This is a genomic window from Arthrobacter sp. FW306-1B-F12A (assembly GCF_058781865.1).
In genome coordinates this window covers 1-17,996 of the sequence record NZ_JBYSXD010000007.1, presented here as the reverse complement: position 1 = coordinate 17,996, position 17,996 = coordinate 1, and the positions used below count along the sequence as shown (strand labels likewise).

Here is a 17,996-nt window from a genome sequence, read left to right as displayed (position 1 = left end):
CATCTATGTGGACAAGCGTTTTCCACATAGATGAGGTCCCGGCGCGGCGACGACCTCGCTCCACAGTAAGATTGAGCGCGTGACTAGCGAGCAGAACAAGACATTTGACCTCTCGGCTTCCTTCAAGGCCTATGACGTCCGGGGAATCGTCGGCGAATCCATCACCTCCCACATCGTGGAATCCGTCGGAGCGGCCTTCGTCGACACCCTCGGCCTCGCCGGGGAAATTGTGCTGGTTGGAGGCGACATGCGCCCGTCGTCCCCTGAATTCATCAAGGCTTTTGCCGACGGCGCTGCCCGCCGCGGCGCCAATGTCCAACTCCTGGACCTCATCTCCACCGACGAGCTCTACTACGCTTGCGGTGCCCTCAATGCGGCCGGCGCGACGTTCACCGCGAGCCACAACCCCGCCGAGTACAACGGCATCAAGATGTCCAAGGCCGGCGCCCAGCCGATCTCTTCCGAAACAGGCCTCAAGGAAATCCAGGCGCTGGCGGAGAAGTACCTCAATAGCGGGAGCATCCCTGCTGCGGATGTACAGGGCAAGATCAGCACCCGCGATGTCCTGAAGGACTACTCGGAGTACTTGCGCAGCCTGGTTGACCTCAATGGCTCCCGTCCGCTGAAGATCGTCGTCGACGCCGGAAACGGCATGGCCGGGCTGACCACTCCCGCGGTCCTTGGTGACCAGCTGCTTCCGGCCCTGCCTTTCGAGATTGTTCCCCTGTACTTTGAGCTGGACGGTTCCTTCCCGAATCACCCGGCCAATCCGCTTGAGCCCGAAAACCTGCGCGATCTTCAGGCCGCAGTCATCGAGCACGGTGCGGATATTGGCCTGGCGTTCGACGGCGACGCCGACCGTTGCTTCGTGATCGACGAAAAAGGCGAACCCGTGTCGCCGTCTGCCATCACGGGGATGGTTGCGCGCCGGGAAATCGCCCGTGCACAGGCTGCAGGCGAAGAGACCCCCGTGATCATCCATAACCTGCTGACCTCACGGGCAGTCCCGGAACTCGTGGCCACGGACGGTGGCAGGGCCGTGCGCACACGTGTGGGGCACTCTTTCATCAAGGCTGTCATGGCCGAAGAAGGAGCCGTCTTCGGCGGCGAACACTCGGCGCACTTCTACTTCCGCGATTTTTGGAACGCTGACACCGGCATGCTTGCGGCCATGCATGTGTTGGCCGCATTGGGCGAGCAGGATGGCCCGCTGTCCGAACTTGGCCGCCAGTACGAGCCCTATGTCTCTTCCGGTGAAATCAATTCCGAAATCGAGGACAAGGCAGGAGCCATTGAGCGGGTCCGCGCCGATTTTGATGGCGAAGACGTGGACGTGGACACCATGGACGGCAGCACCTTCACTGCGAAGGACGGTAGCTGGTGGTTCAATCTTCGTCCCTCCAACACGGAGCCTTTCCTACGCCTGAACGCCGAGGCGAAGGATGTTGCCACCATGGAAAAGGTCCGGGACCGTGTCCTTGCACTGGTCAGGGCCTAGCCGGCAGCCGCGAAGGCGAGCAGCAGCATGAACTCCATCGACGGCCTCGAAAGCACCAAGGAACTCGAACTCCGCGAAGTGCGTGAAACCCTTGGGGCCGCCCTGGCGACGGCGCAGGAACACCTTGAACAAAACGGTGGCTTCCTGCCCTTCGCCGTCACGCTCGCCCAGGACAACGAACTTCGGATCGTCTTCGTAACACCCGGAGAGCCGGACGACGAGGGACACGTCGACACGGAGTCTATGCTGGCAGACATCCTCGAATTGCTTCGCCAGGGCCGTGACGAATACCGCGCGGTGGCGATTACGAGCGATGTCATCCTGCCGGAGCACGGCTCGGACGGGATTCACGCCGCGGCCGAGCATCGCAGCGGCGGCCTCCTCGCGGCCGTTGTCCCCTATGCCCGGACCGCTGAAGGCTTCACCTTTGACAACGCCGAAGCTGACACCAATGAACCCCTTGTATGGGTGGACTAGACCTTACTCCGTAAGCTTGAGGGCATGAAGATCAATGCCTTCGCGGATGTGAGCCTGCGTGCGCTCCTGGTTCTGTCGTCCGCGCCCGCAGGTGAACTCCTGACGACCCAGAATATTGCAGACGCCGTGGGGACTCCGTACCACCACGTCAGCAAGGCCATTGTTCGGCTACGGGAGCTGGGCCTCATCGACGTCGAGCGCGGCCGCAAGGGTGGATCCCGGCTCAGCGCCGCCGGACAGAAGGCCACCGTTGGCCACATCCTGCGGGAGTTGAATAACAGGCCCGACCCCGCCGAGTGCCAATCCGTGCATGGCGACTGCCCGCTGATTACCGAGTGCGGCCTGCGCCACGCCCTGGCCCGCGCGAGGGAAGCCTTCTACAGGGAGCTGGACGACGTCGTCGTATCTTCCCTCCCGCGCCTTCGGCAAATGGCGCCGGCATTCCAGGCGATCGGGTTACGCCCCGGACTGTAAGCCTGGTTCCAGCGCGTCCTGTCATCTCCGGGCTGTCGATTCGCAAAATCCTTCTACAGCGTGTAGAACTTTAGCTATAGATACTTGCATTCCAAATACAAGTATTGATTCCGGTCCGCACTCACCCACGGGCCACTACGACAGGAGTACCTATGCTCTCGGACAAGTCCTTCCCCGTCATCGAGGCCACCTTGCCGCTCGTCGGCTCACGGATTGGCCACATCACCCCCAAGTTCTACTCCCGCCTGTTCGCTGCGCACCCCGAACTGCTTGATGGGCTATTCAGCCGTTCGAACCAGCGCTCCGGCACCCAGCAGCAGGCCCTCGCTGGAAGCATCGCCGCGTTCGCAAGCCATCTGGTGAGCAATCCCGGCACCCTGCCGGAGACGGTCCTGTCCCGCATTGCACACCGCCACGCTTCCCTGGGGATCACCGAGCCGCAGTACCAAGTGGTCTACGAGCACCTCTTCGCCGCCATCGCGGAGGATCTCGCCGAAGTCATCACCCCTGAAATCGCCGAAGCCTGGACCGAGGTCTATTGGCTCATGGCGGACGCCCTGATCAAGCTCGAAAAGGGACTCTACGCGGCGCAGGCCAACGGAAAGATGTGGAGCCCCTGGAAGGTCGCGTCCAAGACCCCCGCGGGCACCGGGTCCATGACTTTCATCCTGGAGCCGGCCGACGATACCCCCATCACCGCAGCCCTGCCCGGCCAATACATCAGCGTCAAAGTCACACTCCCGGATGGCCTGCGCCAGGTCCGCCAGTACTCGCTTTCGGGCGACGCCGGCACCAGCCGCAGCTTCACGACCAAGATCGACGACGGCGGCGAGGTCTCGCCCGTGCTGCACGGAACCGTTGGGGTCGGCGATGTCCTGGAGATCTCCAACCCCTACGGAGAGATCACGCTCAAGGATGGAGACGGCCCTGTGGTCCTCGCCTCGGCCGGTATCGGCTGCACGCCTACGGCTTCCATCCTGCGCTCGCTCGCCGATTCCGGCTCCAGCCGCCAAGTCCTGGTATTGCACGCGGAGAGCAATCTGGACAGTTGGGCCCTGCGCGGGCAGATGACGGACGACGTCGAGCGCCTGGACGCAGCCGAACTCCAGCTCTGGCTGGAGGAACCGCAGGCCGGGGCCAACGCGGGCTTCATGTCACTGCGCGAGGTGGACCTTCCGACCGACGCCTCGCTGTACCTCTGCGGACCGCTGCCGTTCATGAAGCACATCCGCAACGAAGCCATCAACGCCGGAATTCCCGCCACAAAGATTCACTACGAGGTCTTCGGTCCGGACATCTGGCTCGCTAACTAGCAAGCAGCAGACGACCCCGGCCCAACCAGAAGTGGCAGCATCACCTCGTCCACCACGTGCACCAGATAATCGTCGTCAATCGGTGCTCCGGAGAAAATGAACCGCTGCCGCAGCAGGGCGGGGCCGGCCTCGATCCTCGTCTCCGTGGCCACGCTGGGATGGCATTCGCCGCGGGCCGCGGCTTGCTCAATGATGGCGCCCATGATCCTTGCTACGTTGCCGCGAGCGTACTCGTGGACCTCAGCCGCCACCGTAGGATTCTGCAGCGCCTCCCCCAAGAGCCCGCGCATGGCTTGCCCCACTGCTCCTTCCAGTTGTTGGGCCACGAGCCGCAGTATCGCCAGGGCGTCTTCGCGCAGGCTGCCGGTATCCGGCGCGGAGGCGGGGCCAGGCATGGCATCGTATGCCGCCTCGAGGACGAGGGCCGCGCGTCCGGGCCACCGCCGGTAGAGCGAAGCTTTACTCGCCCTGGCGCGCACGGCCACGCTTTCCATGGTCAGTGCCGCGTAGCCGGATTCGGCGATCTCGGCCCGGACCGCCTCGAAGATCGCGCTGTTCAGGACCGCCCCGCGGCGGCGCGGCAGCTTCCGGTGGTCCGGCTGCTGCGGCATCTCAAGATCCCTCCAGAGAAGCGGCCGGCAGGACCACTCCCAGGGTTCCGTCCACGAGCACACGCTGGCCGTCAACCAAGGTGCTGGTGCCCGAACCGGTGCCCATAACGGCCGGAATCCCGTACTCCCTCGCAACAATCGCCGCATGCGAGCCGAGCCCACCGGCGTCCACCACAACCGCGGCTGCCCGCTGGAACAGCGGCGTCCAGGCGGGGTTGGTGTACGGGCAGACGAGGACCTCTCCGCTGCGCAGCCGTCCGAACTCTGCCGGCGTACGGATCACACGAACCGGCCCGGTTGCTTGGCCGCGGCTGGCTGCAGTGCCGGAGACGAGGACCCCTTCCATCTGGCGACCCGGGTGGCCTCGGCCAAAGAGCAAAGCCGGATCGAGCAACGGGATGCCTTCGAGTTCTCTCCGCTTCGCCGCCCGAGCCAGAACCAGCGGCCTGAGACGGTCGCGGAGCGAAGCCGGCAGCGCGCCGTCGTCGTTGTCTGTGATGGACTCAAGTTCCTCGAACCGCAGGTGATGGATTTCGTCCGGCTCCTCGAGCACCCCGGCGAGCACCAGCCGGCGGCCGAGTTCCCGGTACGCCCGGCGGATCGGCGGTATGGCCTTGGTGGCGTAGAAATGGCTGTCCTCGCGGAACGCCATGCCGGCTTGGGCGGACTCGACGGCGGCGAGCACCCTCCGCCGTAGCGGTTCGAACCGGAGAGCCGGGTGGCGTTTCAATTCCGCAAGCGCATTCCCGGCCGGGTCCGCTTTTAGGGGCCGCTCTCCCGACATGGCCTTGACCAGCCCAAGGACCACTTCGGGGGCATCGGACCACGTGGGCGAACTGCTGAGGACAACGCTCGTGGTTTCACGGTGGCCATACTCGAGTTGGAACGCGTCGAAGGCCTCACGGAATGCACGATGTCCGGATTCTTTTTCCAGCAGCCCAAGGATTTCGCGAGCGTCCGACTCAAGGAGCGCGCGCGACAGCCCGGGATCGTCCGCCGCGATGGAAGCGAGCCGTTCAAGTGCCCGGTTTGCCTGGCTGGTCCGGGTTTCCGCCCCAGCGATCAGCGAGGGCGCAAGCTTGATCTTGCCCAGGAGCAGAAGCATGAAACGCATCTTCAGCACCGGCACCGGAATGCCGGGCAGGTAGGAGACCCTCAAATCCGTGATGCCCTGCATCGCCGCGAAGCATTCCCGGGCAAATGCAACAACCGCACTCCACCGCAGCGGGCCGAGGTCCTTGCCGTTCAGCCTTTCAATGTTGTCGATAAACAGGGAGAAACGTGGATCCCGGGTCCAGTTGGCGGCTTTGAACCGCCTCGACCGGTGCAGCAAGGACACCGGCGCGGCAAACGTCCGGATGGTCGGGCGCGGGACGGGTGGGATGAGTTGCACCACCACTCCTTCCTCCTCCGGCAGCAAATCCTCCACCGAGGGGAAGACCACGCCCACGCTCCCGGCCATGCCATGCAGCATGGCAAGGATTCCCCGGCTCATCCATCCGGATACATCCAAGGGATACGGCCGCGCCTGGAACATCTCGATGAAGAACGGCCCCACCCGACGTTGGACCGCGTTGAGGACGGGCGGTTGGGGCGGCAGCGCGGTCATCGGCCTCGACTGCAGCATGTATAGCGTGCCGCCTGCCGCCGCCCACTCGATGTCCTGTGGCCGGCCGAAATGCCGCTGGGCCTTCTTTCCCAGCGTTGCCAAATCCGCCAATTCCTCCGCGGCGAGCCCGGGCTTCGCTCCTTGCGTGCCGGAGCTTTCTTGGGTGCCGCCGCCCTCGGCCGCGCTGATCACCACCTCGCGGCCACCGGGCGTGAAACTCAGCACTTTTCCCGAACCGTCCAAGACGTAGTGCTCCGGCGTCACACTCCCGGAGACCACGGCCTCCCCCAGCCCGGGGTTCGCGTCCACCACCATTTCGCTGCGCTCGCCCGTGACCGGGTTCGCCGTAAACAGGACGCCCGCCATGGCGGCCGGTACCATTTTTTGCACGACGACGGCGATGGCCACCTCGTGCGGATTGATCCCCTGCCGTCGGCGATAGGCCATGGCCCGGTCCGTCCACAAGGATGCCCAGCAGTTGGCGACCGCCCGGACTACGTTGTCCCCGCCTTGCACGTTGAGATACGTGTCCTGTTGACCGGCGAACGCGGCTCCCGGGAGATCCTCCGCCGTGGCGCTGGAGCGGACCGCGACCGCCCCGCCGCCCAGCCCCGCATAGGCATCGAGGATCTCCTGCCGCAGCCAGCCGGGCATTTCCGTCGCGGCAAAAAGGGCCCGAAGGGCCGCACCGTCAGCTCCCCCGGTGCCGTCACCGGCGTCGGCGTCGGACGCACCGCCGTCGGGGGCTTCTTCAGGCCCGACGGACAGAAAGCCGCCCAGCGCGGCACCCACGTTTGTTTCCGCCAGGAAGGACAAGTACGCGCCCGTGGTGATGATGAAGCCCGGCGGCACCGGGAACCCTTGGCGCACCAACTCCCCCAGCGCGGCACCTTTTCCACCGGCAACTGCGACGTCCCCAACGCCCAAAGCGGCCAAGGGCGCGGTGGCCCGTGTTGCGTGCCGCTGGGAATCGTCCATGGCCCGGCTCCCCTGAATTAGAGAACTGCTGGTTCTCTAAAAGCTACGCTCACGCCCATCGCGGCACAATGCTCCACAGCGACTGCTCCAGGATGCGGAAATGACGACGGTCCCGCACCAAAGTGCGGGACCGCCGTGGGGTCGTGCAGGTGGACGTCCGTCTGGTGGTCTAGGCCAGGCGGGCCTTCAGGCCGTCAAGCTCGGCGAGCAGTGCGGCCGGCAGGGATCCGCCGAACTTTGCGTACCATTCCTCGATCGATGCCAGTTCGGTTTTCCACTCCGAGGCGTCGACGCGCACTGCGGCTTCCACCTCGGCGGGGGTCATGTCCAGGCCTTCGAGATCGATGGACTCGCCGGTCGGCACGAAGCCGATCGGAGTCTCGACGGCGTCGGCCTTGCCTTCAAGCCGCTCGATGGCCCACTTGAGGACACGGGCATTGTCACCAAATCCGGGCCAAGCGAAGCCACCCTCGGCAGTGCGGCGGAACCAGTTGACCAGGAAGATCTTGGGCAGTCGCTCAGGGTTGGCCTTGGCGGACAGGTTGACCCAGTGGTTCAGGTAGTCGCCTGCGTCGTAGCCGATGAACGGCAGCATGGCCATGGGGTCGCGACGCACAACGCCGACGGCGCCGGCCGCTGCAGCGGTGGTCTCGGAAGACAGCGTCGAGCCCATGAAGATGCCGTTGGACCAGTCGCGGGCCTCGGTGACCAGCGGGATGGTGGTCTTGCGGCGGCCGCCGAAGAGGATCGCGGAGAGTTCCACGCCGTCGGGGCTGAAGTATTCCTCGGCGAGCATGTCGATCTGGTCGATCGGCGTGCAGAAGCGGGAGTTCGGGTGTGCCGCGGGCTTGCCGGAGCCGGGAGTCCAGGAGTTGCCCTGCCAGTCAGTCAGGTGCGCCGGAGTTTCCTCCGTCATGCCTTCCCACCACACGCCGCCGTCGTCGGTCAGCGCAACGTTGGTGAAGATGCTGTTGCCCTTGGCGATGGCGCGCATGGCGTTGGGGTTGGTGCCCCAACCGGTGCCGGGTGCGACGCCGAACAGGCCGGCCTCGGGGTTGACGGCGCGGAGCTCGCCCTCTTTGCCGAAGCGCATCCAGGTGATGTCGTCGCCGAGGGTCTCCACCTTCCAGCCCTTGATGGTGGGGTCGAGCAGCGCGAGGTTGGTCTTGCCGCAAGCGGAGGGGAATGCCGCAGAGATGTAGTAGGTCTTCTGCTCGGGCGAAGTCAGCTTCAGGATCAGCATGTGCTCGGCCAGCCAGCCTTCGTCACGGGCCATGACGGAGGCGATGCGCAGGGCGTAGCACTTCTTGCCGAGGAGGGCGTTGCCACCGTAGCCGGAGCCGTAGGACCAAATGGAGCGCTCTTCGGGGAAGTGCACGATCCACTTGTCCGGGTTGCAGGGCCACGCGACGTCGGCCTGGCCGGCTTCCAGCGGAGCGCCCAGGGAGTGCAGCGCGGGGACAAAGAAAGCGTCGGTCTGCGTGATGCGGTCGAGGACGTCGGTACCGATGCGGGCCATGATGCGCATCGAGGCGACAACGTAGGCGGAGTCGGTGATCTCGACGCCGAACTTCGGATCTTCGGCATCCAGGTGGCCCATGACGAACGGAATGACGTACATGGTGCGGCCGCGCATGGAGCCGGCGAACAGCCCGCGCAGCTTCTGCTTCATCTCCGCCGGAGCCATCCAGTTGTTGGTGAAGCCGGCGTCGTGTTCCTTCTCAGAGCAGATGAAGGTCTGCTCTTCCACACGGGCTACGTCCGCGGGATCAGAGAATGCAGCGAAAGAGTTGGGGAAGAGCTCTTGGTTCAGCCTCTTCAGGGTCCCGGCCTCGACGAGCTCGTCGGTCAGCTTCTTGTTCTCAGCTTCACTGCCGTCAACCCAGTGGATGCGGTCCGGCTGTGTCAGCTCGGCAACTTCCTCCACCCAGGCCAACAGGCGTGCATGCGTAGTAGGTGCCTTCTCAAGCAACGGCAGTCGCGCCAGATCGCCCATCGTGGTTCCCTTCCTCGGGTTCAGTGGTGTGTCCTAAATGCTAGGGGTCGCGGAGTAGACCAATCTGGGCTCGGACATGGGATCTCTTGACCATTTCGGAGCAAAACCCCTAAAAATCAAGGATCCGCGTCAGCGATTGGCCAAATTTAGTGACCAAGGTCACATAGACCGGTCTAGTTAGGCAGATTACACCGCGTCGATTTGGCACGAACGGGGATCTCGCGTAAAGTTTATTGAGGTTCGAGGGGGGAACGAGTTTGAAACTCCCGAGAATCACCAAGATGCGCCCATAGCTCAGCTGGATAGAGCGTCTGTCTACGGAACAGAAGGTCAGGGGTTCGAATCCCTTTGGGCGCACAAATGAAGACCCGCACCGGACCCGGTGCGGGTCTTTTTTCGTCAAATTCCGGGCCGGGTTGGTTGGCGCGCCTCGTCTCGTGGGTTGCGCGCGCCGTCCTGACCCTCTTTGCCGCCCAACGGCCACCACATGACGAGACTCGCCGTGTCGTAAGCGCTTTCCCAAACCAAAGAAGGTCAGGAAGGGCAGCCCTACAGGAAACCGAAGGCCTCCCCCGGCACTACGCGGCCAGCAGACCTCACTCCACGGCGGAGGTGCGCCTACGATTCTGCTGGATCACAAGCACTCCCCGGGGCCGGCACCCTTGGAATCACGCGGCCAGGGACCTTCGGCGGGGGAATGATCCAGCAGAATCCGACACCTACCCAGGGCATCGCTCTACGATCCAACGTGCAAGCCGACGCCCTCGCCGTCCTGACCCTCTTTGCCGCCCCACGGCCACCACATGACGAGACTCGCCGTGTCGTAAGCGCTTTCCCAAACCAAAGAAGGTCAGGAAGGGCAGCGTCTCCGGGGGTTGCGCGCAAAAGGCAAGGGCCGCCGTCGTACTTCATGAAAAGTACGACGGCGGCCCTTGAGCTTGGGTGCCAGGCCTCAGACTGCGACGGCCTCGCTGATGCGGCGGCGGATTCCGTCGAAGTGACGATTGAGCAGTTCGGCGGCCGCGAGCTTGTCGCCGGTTGCGACGGCGGTATAGATGCTTCGGTGCATGGCCGCGGTGGCTACAAGATCTTCGTTGTCGGAGCCGATCTCCACGTGGATCTTCCGGTAGACCTTCCAGAAAACGCCCATGAGATTGATGAGGAGCTCGTTGTTCAACGGCTCGAACAGCCGGCGGTGGAACTCAGCGTCGGCGGCTACGAAGTTCTCGCCGGAGGCTGCGAGCTCCTCCATCTGCTTGACGGCCTCTTCGATCAGGGCGAGCTGTTCAGCGGTCATCACATCCATGGAGGATCCGATCAGCCCCGATTCGAGGGCCTGGCGCACGTCCACCAGTTGCAGCGCCTCGAGCCCCTGGTGGCGCAGGGACAAGCGGCCCCGGAACGTCAGGCCGTCGGCGAGCGCCTCGAAGTTGCTCGGGGCGACGAACATGCCAAAGCCGTGGCGGATCTCGATGACACCCAGCGCCTGCAGCACTTTCAGCGATTCGCGCAGGGTGTTGCGCCCTACCCCCAACGCCACGGAGAGTTCATTTTCCGTGGGCAAAGGATCGCCCGCCTCGAGCTCGCGCTCGAGGATCAATTCCATAATGTCCGACTGAAGGGCCCTGAGCCGGGCCTGTGCGCTGAACCGCGCCTGCGGAACGACACCGGAAGTGGTCATGGCTCTCCTTGCAAAAGTACCCCTCCCTGGCCCGGATCCTTTCAGGACCGGGGACAAGGAATCAGTGCAGTGTTAATGTTGAGGTGAGCCTAGCGCCCACCGTGGATATAGTGCTTCGCAACATACAATATCGGATGTCCCATCTCCTTGATAGATGTTCGGCTTTATTTTTCACCGAGCCCCGGGCCCGAATCTCGCAGGGTAAACCGCGGCGCCGCGCCCACCGGCAGCACTCCGGCAGCACCGCCCCGACCGCTCCTCCGGCCACCAGTGATCCAGATCTCGCTTGACGACTTCATGTGACCACCCTTACAGTTTCTTTACGAGCATCGGATGTCCTACATCCGATAACCAGAAAACTTGAATGGTGAGGCATCTTATGAGCAACACGATTAACACCCTGCCGCTGGTCAGCGACGCCAGCCGACGCAACTTCCTCAAGCTGACCGGGGCGATCGGAGCCGCGGCAGCGTTCACGGCCACCCTGTCGGCATGTGGCGGTCCTGCCTCCACCACCACGGGCGCAGCAAACAACACTGCGGCCGTCAACAAGGATCTCACCATCGAAGCAGGCATCTCCTATGCCCTGTCCACGGGTTTCGACCCGATGACGTCCTCCGGTGCCACGCCGCAGGCCGCCAACCTGCACGTCTTCGAAGGCCTCGTGGAACTCCACCCCGCCACCCGCGAGCCCTACAACGCGCTGGCCGCCAGCGACCCCAAGAAGGTCAACGACACCACGTACCAGGTGACCATCCGCGACGGTGCCAAGTTCCACAACGGCGCCCTTGTCACCACCGACGATGTTGTCTACTCCTTCACCCGCGTGATGGACCCGGCCAACAAGTCCTTGTTCTCCCAGTTCATTCCCTTCATCAAGGACGTCAAGGCCCTCGATGCCAAGACAGTCGAGTTCTCGCTGAAATATCCTTTCCCCGGCTTCGGACCCCGAATCTCCGTGGTGAAGGTGGTGCCGAAGGCGTTGGCCTCTGCCGATCCGAAGGGATTCGATGCCAAGCCCGTCGGTTCCGGCCCCTACAAGCTGATTTCGGCAGTCAAGGACGACAAGATCGTCTTCGAAGCATTCGCCGACTACAACGGTCCCAAGCCGGCACTCGCCAAGGGCATGACCTGGCTGCTGCTCTCGGACGCGGCCGCCCGTGTCACGGCAGTCCAGTCAGGCCGTGTCCAGGCGATCGAAGACGTCCCGTACCTGGACATGGACGGGCTCAAGTCCAAGACCCGCGTTGAATCCGTGCAGTCCTTCGGCATGCTGTTCCTGATGTTCAACTGCGCCAAGGCCCCGTTCGACAACAAGCTGGTCCGCCAGGCACTCCACTATGGACTGGACAAGGACGCCATCATCAAGAAGGCCTTGTTCGGCAATGCCAAGGCTGCGTCGTCGTACTTCCAGGAAGGCCACCCGGACTACGTCAAGGCCAAGAACGTCTACGGCTACGATCCCCAGAAGGCCGCGGACCTCCTCAAGCAAGCCGGCGTGAGCAACCTCGAATTCGAGCTGCTCACCACCGATACTGCCTGGGTCAAGGACGTTGCCCCGCTGATGCTTGAATCCTGGAACAAGATCCCGGGCGTCAAGGTCACCGCAAAGAACCTGCAGTCCGGCGCCTTGTACTCAGACAGGGTTGGCAAGGCCGACTTCTCCGTGGTTGCGGCCCCGGGCGACCCCTCCGTCTTCGGCAACGACGCAGACCTGCTCTTGAGCTGGTTCTACTCCGGCGCCACCTGGATGGCCAAGCGCGCCTACTGGACCACTCCGGAAAGCGCCACCCTCCAGGGCCTGATGGACAAGGGCTCGCAGGCCGCAGCCGCCGACGCGAAGAAGATCACCGGCCAGATCGTGGACCTCGTCTCGGACGAAGTCCCGCTGTACCCGCTCTTCCACCGCCAGCTCCCCAGCGCCTGGGACGAAAAGAAGCTCTCAGGCTTCAAGCCGCTGCCCACCACGGGACTGTCCTTCATCGGCGTCGGCCGCACGTCCTAGCCACACCCAACTGGCTCGCATTTGTTGTCGTTTAGACGGCTCAAAACGACACTTACTGCGAGTCAGTTGGGCCCCCGCACCAAAGCAACCGGAGAACAAATGGTCATGATATTGCGTCTGCTTGGACGTAGGCTCGCGGCATTGCCCTTGATGATCCTGGGCATCACGCTGTTGGTCTTCCTCGTCCTTCAAGCAGCCCCAGGCGACCAGGCCAGCACGGCCCTCGGCGAAGGCGCCAGCGAGGCCGCCAAACAGCAGTACCGCCAGGACAACGGCCTGAACGATCCCCTGTTCGTCCAATACTTCCGCTTCCTCGGCAGGCTCCTGCAGCTCGATCTCGGCGTGACCACCCCGCCGTCCAAGTCGGTGGCAAGCATGATCGCGTCTGCCTTCCCGCTAACCCTCCAGCTGACGTTCCTCGGCGTGATCATCGCCGTCGTGCTCTCGCTGGTATTCGGCATCATCGGCGCCCTTTACCGCGACAAGTGGCAGGACCAACTGGTCCGGATCTTCTCCATCGCGGCCATCGCCACCCCGTCCTTCTGGCTTGGCATCCTGCTCATCCAGTGGTTCGCGCTCGGTGACAACCCTCTGTTTCCCTCGGGCGGGATCGCGACGCCGGAGTCCGGCTTCGGCGGTTGGCTCAACTCGATGGCGCTCCCGGCCCTCGCTCTCGGCATTCCGGTCTCCGCTTCCCTTATCCGCGTGGTCCGCACGTCCATGGTGGAGGAACTGGACCGCGACTACGTCCGGACAGCCATTGGCAACGGAGTTCCGTACCGCGAGGTGGTGTCCCGCAACGTCCTGCGCAACGCGCTCGTGACTCCGGTGACCGTGCTGGGACTCAGGATCGGCTACCTCCTGGGCGGCGCCGTCGTGATTGAAATGATCTTCGCCCTTCCGGGCATGGGCCAGCTGATCCTCAACGGCATCACCAACCTGGACGTCAACCTGGTCCAGGGCGTGGTCCTCACCATCTCGGTCACCTTCGTTCTGGTGAACATCGTGGTGGACCTCCTGTACCTGCTCATCAACCCCCGAATCAGGACGGTATAGCCATGCGCAGCAAACTTGCTGAACGGCTCAGCGCCCCGGGCGTCCGCTTCAAGTCCCTCCCATGGGGATCGCGTTTTGCCCTGTTGTTCCTCGTGGTCATCGCCCTGGCGGCGATCTTCGCGCCCGTCATCGCGCCGCACGATCCCCTGGAAACGTTCATTCCTGCGCAAGCTCCGGACGGCGACCACTTCTTCGGCACCGACCGCCTGGGCCGCGACGTCTTCTCCCGGCTCCTATACGGCTCGCAGTCTTCGCTCATGATCGGCCTCGGCGCAGTGGCCCTTGCGATCGTCGTCGGCGCCGTGCTTGGCTCGCTCGCCGCGACGTCCAGCAAGGCCGTCAACGAGATCGTCATGCGCCTCATGGACATTCTCATGGCGTTCCCAGGCATCGCCCTCGCGGCCGTGCTCCTGGCGGCGTTCGGCAACTCGGTGCCCACCATCATTGTCGCGATCGTGATCATCTACACCCCGCAGCTCGCCCGCGTGGTCCGCGCCAATGTGCTCTCCCAATACGGTGAAGACTACGTCCGCGCCGAACGCGTGATGGGCGCCGGCCGCGCCTACATCCTGCTCAAGCACATTGTCCGCAACACTGCGGCCCCGGTACTGGTTTTCGCCACGGTCATGGTGGCCGACGCCATCATCCTCGAAGCATCGCTGTCCTTCCTCGGCGCAGGTGTCCAGGATCCCGCGCCGTCGTGGGGCAACGTGATCTCCTATGGCCGCAACCTGGTCCTCTCCGGCGGCTGGTGGGCAACCACCTTCGCCGGCCTCACCATCCTGCTCACCGTGCTTGCGCTGAACATCCTCGCCGAGGGGCTCACCGATGCCATGGTGAACCCGAAGCTGCGGAAGGCGCCGGTCGTGAAGGACGACGACGGCGCTGCCGCTGCCTTTGCGGGCGCCGCGGTGGCGGGCGCCGCCGTCGATACCGAGATCGCGACGTCAGTAGCCCAGTCTTCCGTGGTGGAACAGCACGAGCTCGACGGCGTTCGCGCCGCCAACGGCGATCCGCTCTCCGAAGAGGACTACGCGGCGTCCGTCCTGAACGATCCGAGGCTCGCAGCAGAGAATCCGCATGCCCTACTGGATAAGGAACTCGAGCTCCTCGCATCCATCGAGGCCAAGCGCACGGACAGGCTCCCCCAGGTCCCCGCCGACGCCAGGAACGTTCTGGAGGTCAAGAACCTGTCCATCCGCTTCCCGGGCCGCTTCGGCGAGACCGCGATCGTGGACAACGTCTCCTTCACCGTCCGCGAAGGCGAAACCATGGGCCTGGTAGGCGAATCCGGTTGCGGCAAGTCCATCACGTCCCTTGCGATCATGGGCCTCCTGCCAAAGACCGCCGAGATCACCGGTTCCATCGTCTTCGATGGCAAGGAACTCCTGGATTCCGGCTCGAAGCACAGCAACAGCAAGGCCTACCAGGGCCTGCGGGGCGAACAGATCGCCATGGTCTACCAGGATGCGCTGAGTTCGCTCAACCCATCCATGAAGATCAAGGAACAGATGACCCAGCTGACCAGGCGCGGCGGCCGCAAGACCCCTGCCGAGTTGCTGGAAATGGTGAAGCTCGATCCCGTCCGCACCCTCGCCAGCTACCCGCATGAGCTCTCCGGCGGCCAGCGCCAACGCGTCCTGATCGCCATGGCGCTCTCCCGCTCGCCGAAGATCGTGGTGGCAGACGAACCCACCACCGCCCTCGACGTCACCGTCCAGAAGCAAGTAGTGGAGCTGCTCAACGAACTGCGTGAACAGCTCGGCTTCGCCATGGTCTTCGTCAGCCACGACCTCGCCCTGGTTGCCTCCTTGGCGCACCGGATCACGGTCATGTACGCCGGCCAGGTGGTGGAATCCGCACAGGCTTCGGAGCTCCTGCAGAACCCGCGGCACGAATACACGCGCGGTCTGTTGGGCGCGGTCCTTTCGATCGAAGCCGACGCCGTCCGCCTCCACCAGATCCCAGGCACCGTCCCGTCACCGCGCGATTTCGCTCCAGGCGACCGTTTTGCGGCGCGTTCGTTGAGGCCCGACGCCGACCCGAACCAGCAATTGGTCCTCGCCGTTGTTGAACCCGCCGGCGGCGGAGCAGACCGGGACCATTACTGGGCCAGCCACTTGAAGGAGGACGCAAAGTGAGTGTTTCAACCGGCAAACCGGTCATCGAGCTCAAAGACGTCAAGGTCCACCACCGGGCGCGCACGGGCGGCCTCTTCCGGCCCAACATCGTCAAGGCAGTCAACGGCGTGGACTTCAGCATCAGCCGGGGCGAAACGGTCGGCATCGTCGGCGAGTCCGGCTGCGGCAAATCAACGCTCGCGTCAGTGCTCGTGGGACTCCAGGCCCCGACGTCGGGCCAGGTGCTCTTCCACGGCAAGCCGGCCATCAAACGCAACGCCCGGATGCGCAAGGAGTTCGGACGCGCCGTATCCGTCGTCTTCCAGGACCCCGCCACGGCCCTCAATCCACGCATGACCATCCAAGACATCCTCACCGATCCCCTACAGGTTCACGGCATCGGCAACGCCGCGTCGCGCTCGACCAAGGTCAAGGAACTGCTGGCCCTCGTCGGCTTGCCACAATCGGCGGCCGAGGTCACGCCGTCGCAAGTCTCCGGCGGACAGCGCCAGCGCGTGGCGATCGCCCGCGCCCTCGCCCTGGACCCGGACATCATCGTGGCGGACGAGCCGACGTCGGCCCTCGACGTTTCCGTCCGCGCCCAAGTCCTCAACCTGCTGTCTGACCTGAAAACCCAGCTGAACCTCGGCATGGTCTTCATTTCGCACGACATCCAGACTGTCCGCTACGTCTCCGACCGCATCTGCGTCATGTACTTCGGACAGATCGTCGAAGAAGGCCCGGCCGCCCAGGTCTTCGACAACCCGAGCAACGACTACACCAAGAAGCTGCTCGGCGCCGCGCCCAGCCTGCTCCACACCTAAGTTTTTCCCATCCAGATCCAAGCAACGGAGATTTTTGTGTCTACTCAGTTCCAGGGCGTCATTCCCCCGGTCATCACCCCCCGCCACGCCGACGGGCGCGTTGACACCGCGTCCCTGAAGAACGTCACCAAGCACCTGCTCGACGGCGGCGTGTCCGGCCTTTTCGTGCTGGGCTCCTCAGGCGAGGTCCCCTACATGACCAACGAAGAGCGCGAACTGGTGGTCTCCACGATCGCCGACGCGAACGCCGGCGCCGTGCCCCTGATCGTCGGCGCCAACGAACAAACCACCAACCGGGTCATCGAAGAAGCACGCAAAGTCGTGGATCTCGGCGCCGACGCAATCGTGGTCACCTCGATGTACTACGCCATCGGCAACGCCCAGGAGACCGAAACCCACTTCCGCAGCATCCACGCTGCCGTGGATAAGCCGATCTTCGCCTACGACGTCCCCGTCCGCACCCACTTCAAACTGCCCACCGACCTCCTGGTCCGTCTGGGCCGCGACGGCGTCATCGCAGGCGTCAAGGACTCCTCCGGCGACGACGTCTCCTTCCGCCAACTCCTCCTCGCAGCCAAGGACATCCCCGACTTCGACATCTTCACGGGCCACGAAATCGTCGTCGACGGCGCCCTCCTCGCCGGCGCCCAAGGCGTAGTACCCGGCCTCGGCAACGTAGACCCCGCCGGTTACCGCCGCCTGTTCGACGCCACCCAGGCCGGAGACTGGACCGCAGCGACCGCCGAACAAGACCGCCTGGCCGACCTCTTCGACATCGTCTACACCCCCAATGGCCGGGTCTCAGGCGGCGCAGCAGGACTAGGCGCTTTCAAGACCGCCCTCCAAATCATGGGCATCATCGAATCCAACACCATGAGCTCCCCCATGCTCTCCCTGAACGCCGAAGAAACCTCCGCAATCCGCACGATCCTCGAGCGCAACGGCCTGGTCTAGGGTTCGCACGCTACTCTCGCCGGAGCTTCCGACCAGCGCTCATCTGGGCGGTTTGCCGTCGCTCACCCGGTGCTTGTTGCGGTGGTCGGGTCGTGCCGCAGGACCAGTTTTGCCGTCCCTTAGACACCTCCCGACGCATCGCTACAGTCGCTGAGCGACTTCCGCAATGCTTTGGTCGGCGATGCGGGACTACACAAAACCGTCCCTCCGCCACTCGGGCGAATGCAGAACCTTTGCGGCGGGCCGGGATCCGCACGGTGCAGCCGGAGGCGGCAGGCCCAATCGATGAGTCGACAGTTCGCAACGTCAGGTGAGCTAATCGCCCGAGGCGCCGGGCCGGGGTCTTGCGTAGGCGCGCATCGCCGACCAGAGTCGTCTGAAGGTCGCCCAGCGACCGGAA

At 64.1% G+C, this 17,996-nt stretch carries 13 protein-coding genes and 1 tRNA gene; 10 read left to right on the top strand and 4 right to left on the bottom strand.

Going from position 1 to position 17,996, the window contains the following annotated elements:
• Positions 1-79 precede the first annotated feature (79 nt).
• From AC3WJU_RS05555 to AC3WJU_RS05540, 4 genes are all read left to right on the top strand, one after another.
• On the top strand, positions 80-1,498 hold the full coding sequence (locus AC3WJU_RS05555; RefSeq protein WP_492259347.1) for a phosphomannomutase/phosphoglucomutase: 1,419 nt from the start codon (positions 80-82) through the stop codon (positions 1,496-1,498).
• A 27-nt stretch (positions 1,499-1,525) separates the two neighbouring features.
• Positions 1,526-1,975: a hypothetical protein gene (locus tag AC3WJU_RS05550; RefSeq protein WP_492259346.1), complete on the top strand. Its 450-nt coding sequence runs from the start codon at positions 1,526-1,528 to the stop codon at positions 1,973-1,975.
• A gap of 24 nt (positions 1,976-1,999) precedes the next feature.
• Positions 2,000-2,449, top strand: a complete 450-nt coding sequence (locus AC3WJU_RS05545) for an RrF2 family transcriptional regulator (protein ID WP_284753446.1) — start codon at positions 2,000-2,002, stop codon at positions 2,447-2,449.
• A 152-nt stretch (positions 2,450-2,601) separates the two neighbouring features.
• Positions 2,602-3,762: a globin domain-containing protein gene (locus AC3WJU_RS05540; protein ID WP_059388629.1), complete on the top strand. Its 1,161-nt coding sequence runs from the start codon at positions 2,602-2,604 to the stop codon at positions 3,760-3,762.
• On the opposite strand, the gene AC3WJU_RS05535 is transcribed toward AC3WJU_RS05540, so the two are convergent.
• From AC3WJU_RS05535 to AC3WJU_RS05525, 3 genes are all read right to left on the bottom strand, one after another.
• Positions 3,759-4,373 (bottom strand): TetR/AcrR family transcriptional regulator, encoded by a 615-nt coding sequence (locus AC3WJU_RS05535; protein WP_284988767.1) that lies wholly within the window; start codon positions 4,371-4,373, stop codon positions 3,759-3,761. The two genes, AC3WJU_RS05540 and AC3WJU_RS05535, sit on opposite strands and share 4 nt — an antisense overlap.
• 1 nt (position 4,374) lies before the next feature.
• A complete protein-coding gene (locus AC3WJU_RS05530; protein ID WP_492259345.1) occupies positions 4,375-6,960 on the bottom strand; it encodes a PEP/pyruvate-binding domain-containing protein in 2,586 nt (861 codons plus the stop codon).
• A gap of 169 nt (positions 6,961-7,129) precedes the next feature.
• Positions 7,130-8,956 (bottom strand): phosphoenolpyruvate carboxykinase (GTP), encoded by a 1,827-nt coding sequence (locus AC3WJU_RS05525; RefSeq protein ID WP_284988765.1) that lies wholly within the window; start codon positions 8,954-8,956, stop codon positions 7,130-7,132.
• Between the two features lie 283 nt (positions 8,957-9,239).
• Between AC3WJU_RS05525 and AC3WJU_RS05520 the strand changes: the two genes are divergently transcribed.
• Positions 9,240-9,313 (top strand) — tRNA-Arg (locus tag AC3WJU_RS05520).
• A gap of 595 nt (positions 9,314-9,908) precedes the next feature.
• On the opposite strand, the gene AC3WJU_RS05515 is transcribed toward AC3WJU_RS05520, so the two are convergent.
• Positions 9,909-10,637, bottom strand: a complete 729-nt coding sequence (locus AC3WJU_RS05515; protein WP_284988764.1) for a FadR/GntR family transcriptional regulator — start codon at positions 10,635-10,637, stop codon at positions 9,909-9,911.
• Positions 10,638-11,001: 364 nt separating this feature from the next.
• On the opposite strand from AC3WJU_RS05515, the gene AC3WJU_RS05510 reads away from it, so the two are divergent.
• The 5 genes from AC3WJU_RS05510 (at position 11,002) to AC3WJU_RS05490 (ending at position 17,596) form a co-directional block, all read left to right on the top strand.
• The gene (locus AC3WJU_RS05510) at positions 11,002-12,642 is read left to right on the top strand and encodes an ABC transporter substrate-binding protein (protein WP_492259344.1); all 1,641 of its coding nucleotides are present in this window, start codon (positions 11,002-11,004) and stop codon (positions 12,640-12,642) included.
• Between the two features lie 99 nt (positions 12,643-12,741).
• Positions 12,742-13,698 carry an ABC transporter permease gene (locus AC3WJU_RS05505; protein ID WP_059388624.1) on the top strand — a complete coding sequence of 319 codons (957 nt, stop codon included), beginning with the start codon at positions 12,742-12,744 and terminating at the stop codon, positions 13,696-13,698.
• A gap of 2 nt (positions 13,699-13,700) precedes the next feature.
• On the top strand, positions 13,701-15,839 hold the full coding sequence (locus AC3WJU_RS05500) for a dipeptide/oligopeptide/nickel ABC transporter permease/ATP-binding protein (protein WP_492259343.1): 2,139 nt from the start codon (positions 13,701-13,703) through the stop codon (positions 15,837-15,839).
• Complete coding sequence (locus AC3WJU_RS05495) at positions 15,836-16,642, top strand: ATP-binding cassette domain-containing protein (RefSeq protein ID WP_284988761.1); 807 nt, start codon at positions 15,836-15,838, stop codon at positions 16,640-16,642. Before AC3WJU_RS05500 ends, AC3WJU_RS05495 begins: the two co-directional genes overlap by 4 nt.
• Before the next feature lie 36 nt (positions 16,643-16,678).
• The gene (locus AC3WJU_RS05490; RefSeq protein WP_492259342.1) at positions 16,679-17,596 is read left to right on the top strand and encodes a dihydrodipicolinate synthase family protein; all 918 of its coding nucleotides are present in this window, start codon (positions 16,679-16,681) and stop codon (positions 17,594-17,596) included.
• Positions 17,597-17,996 lie beyond the last annotated feature (400 nt).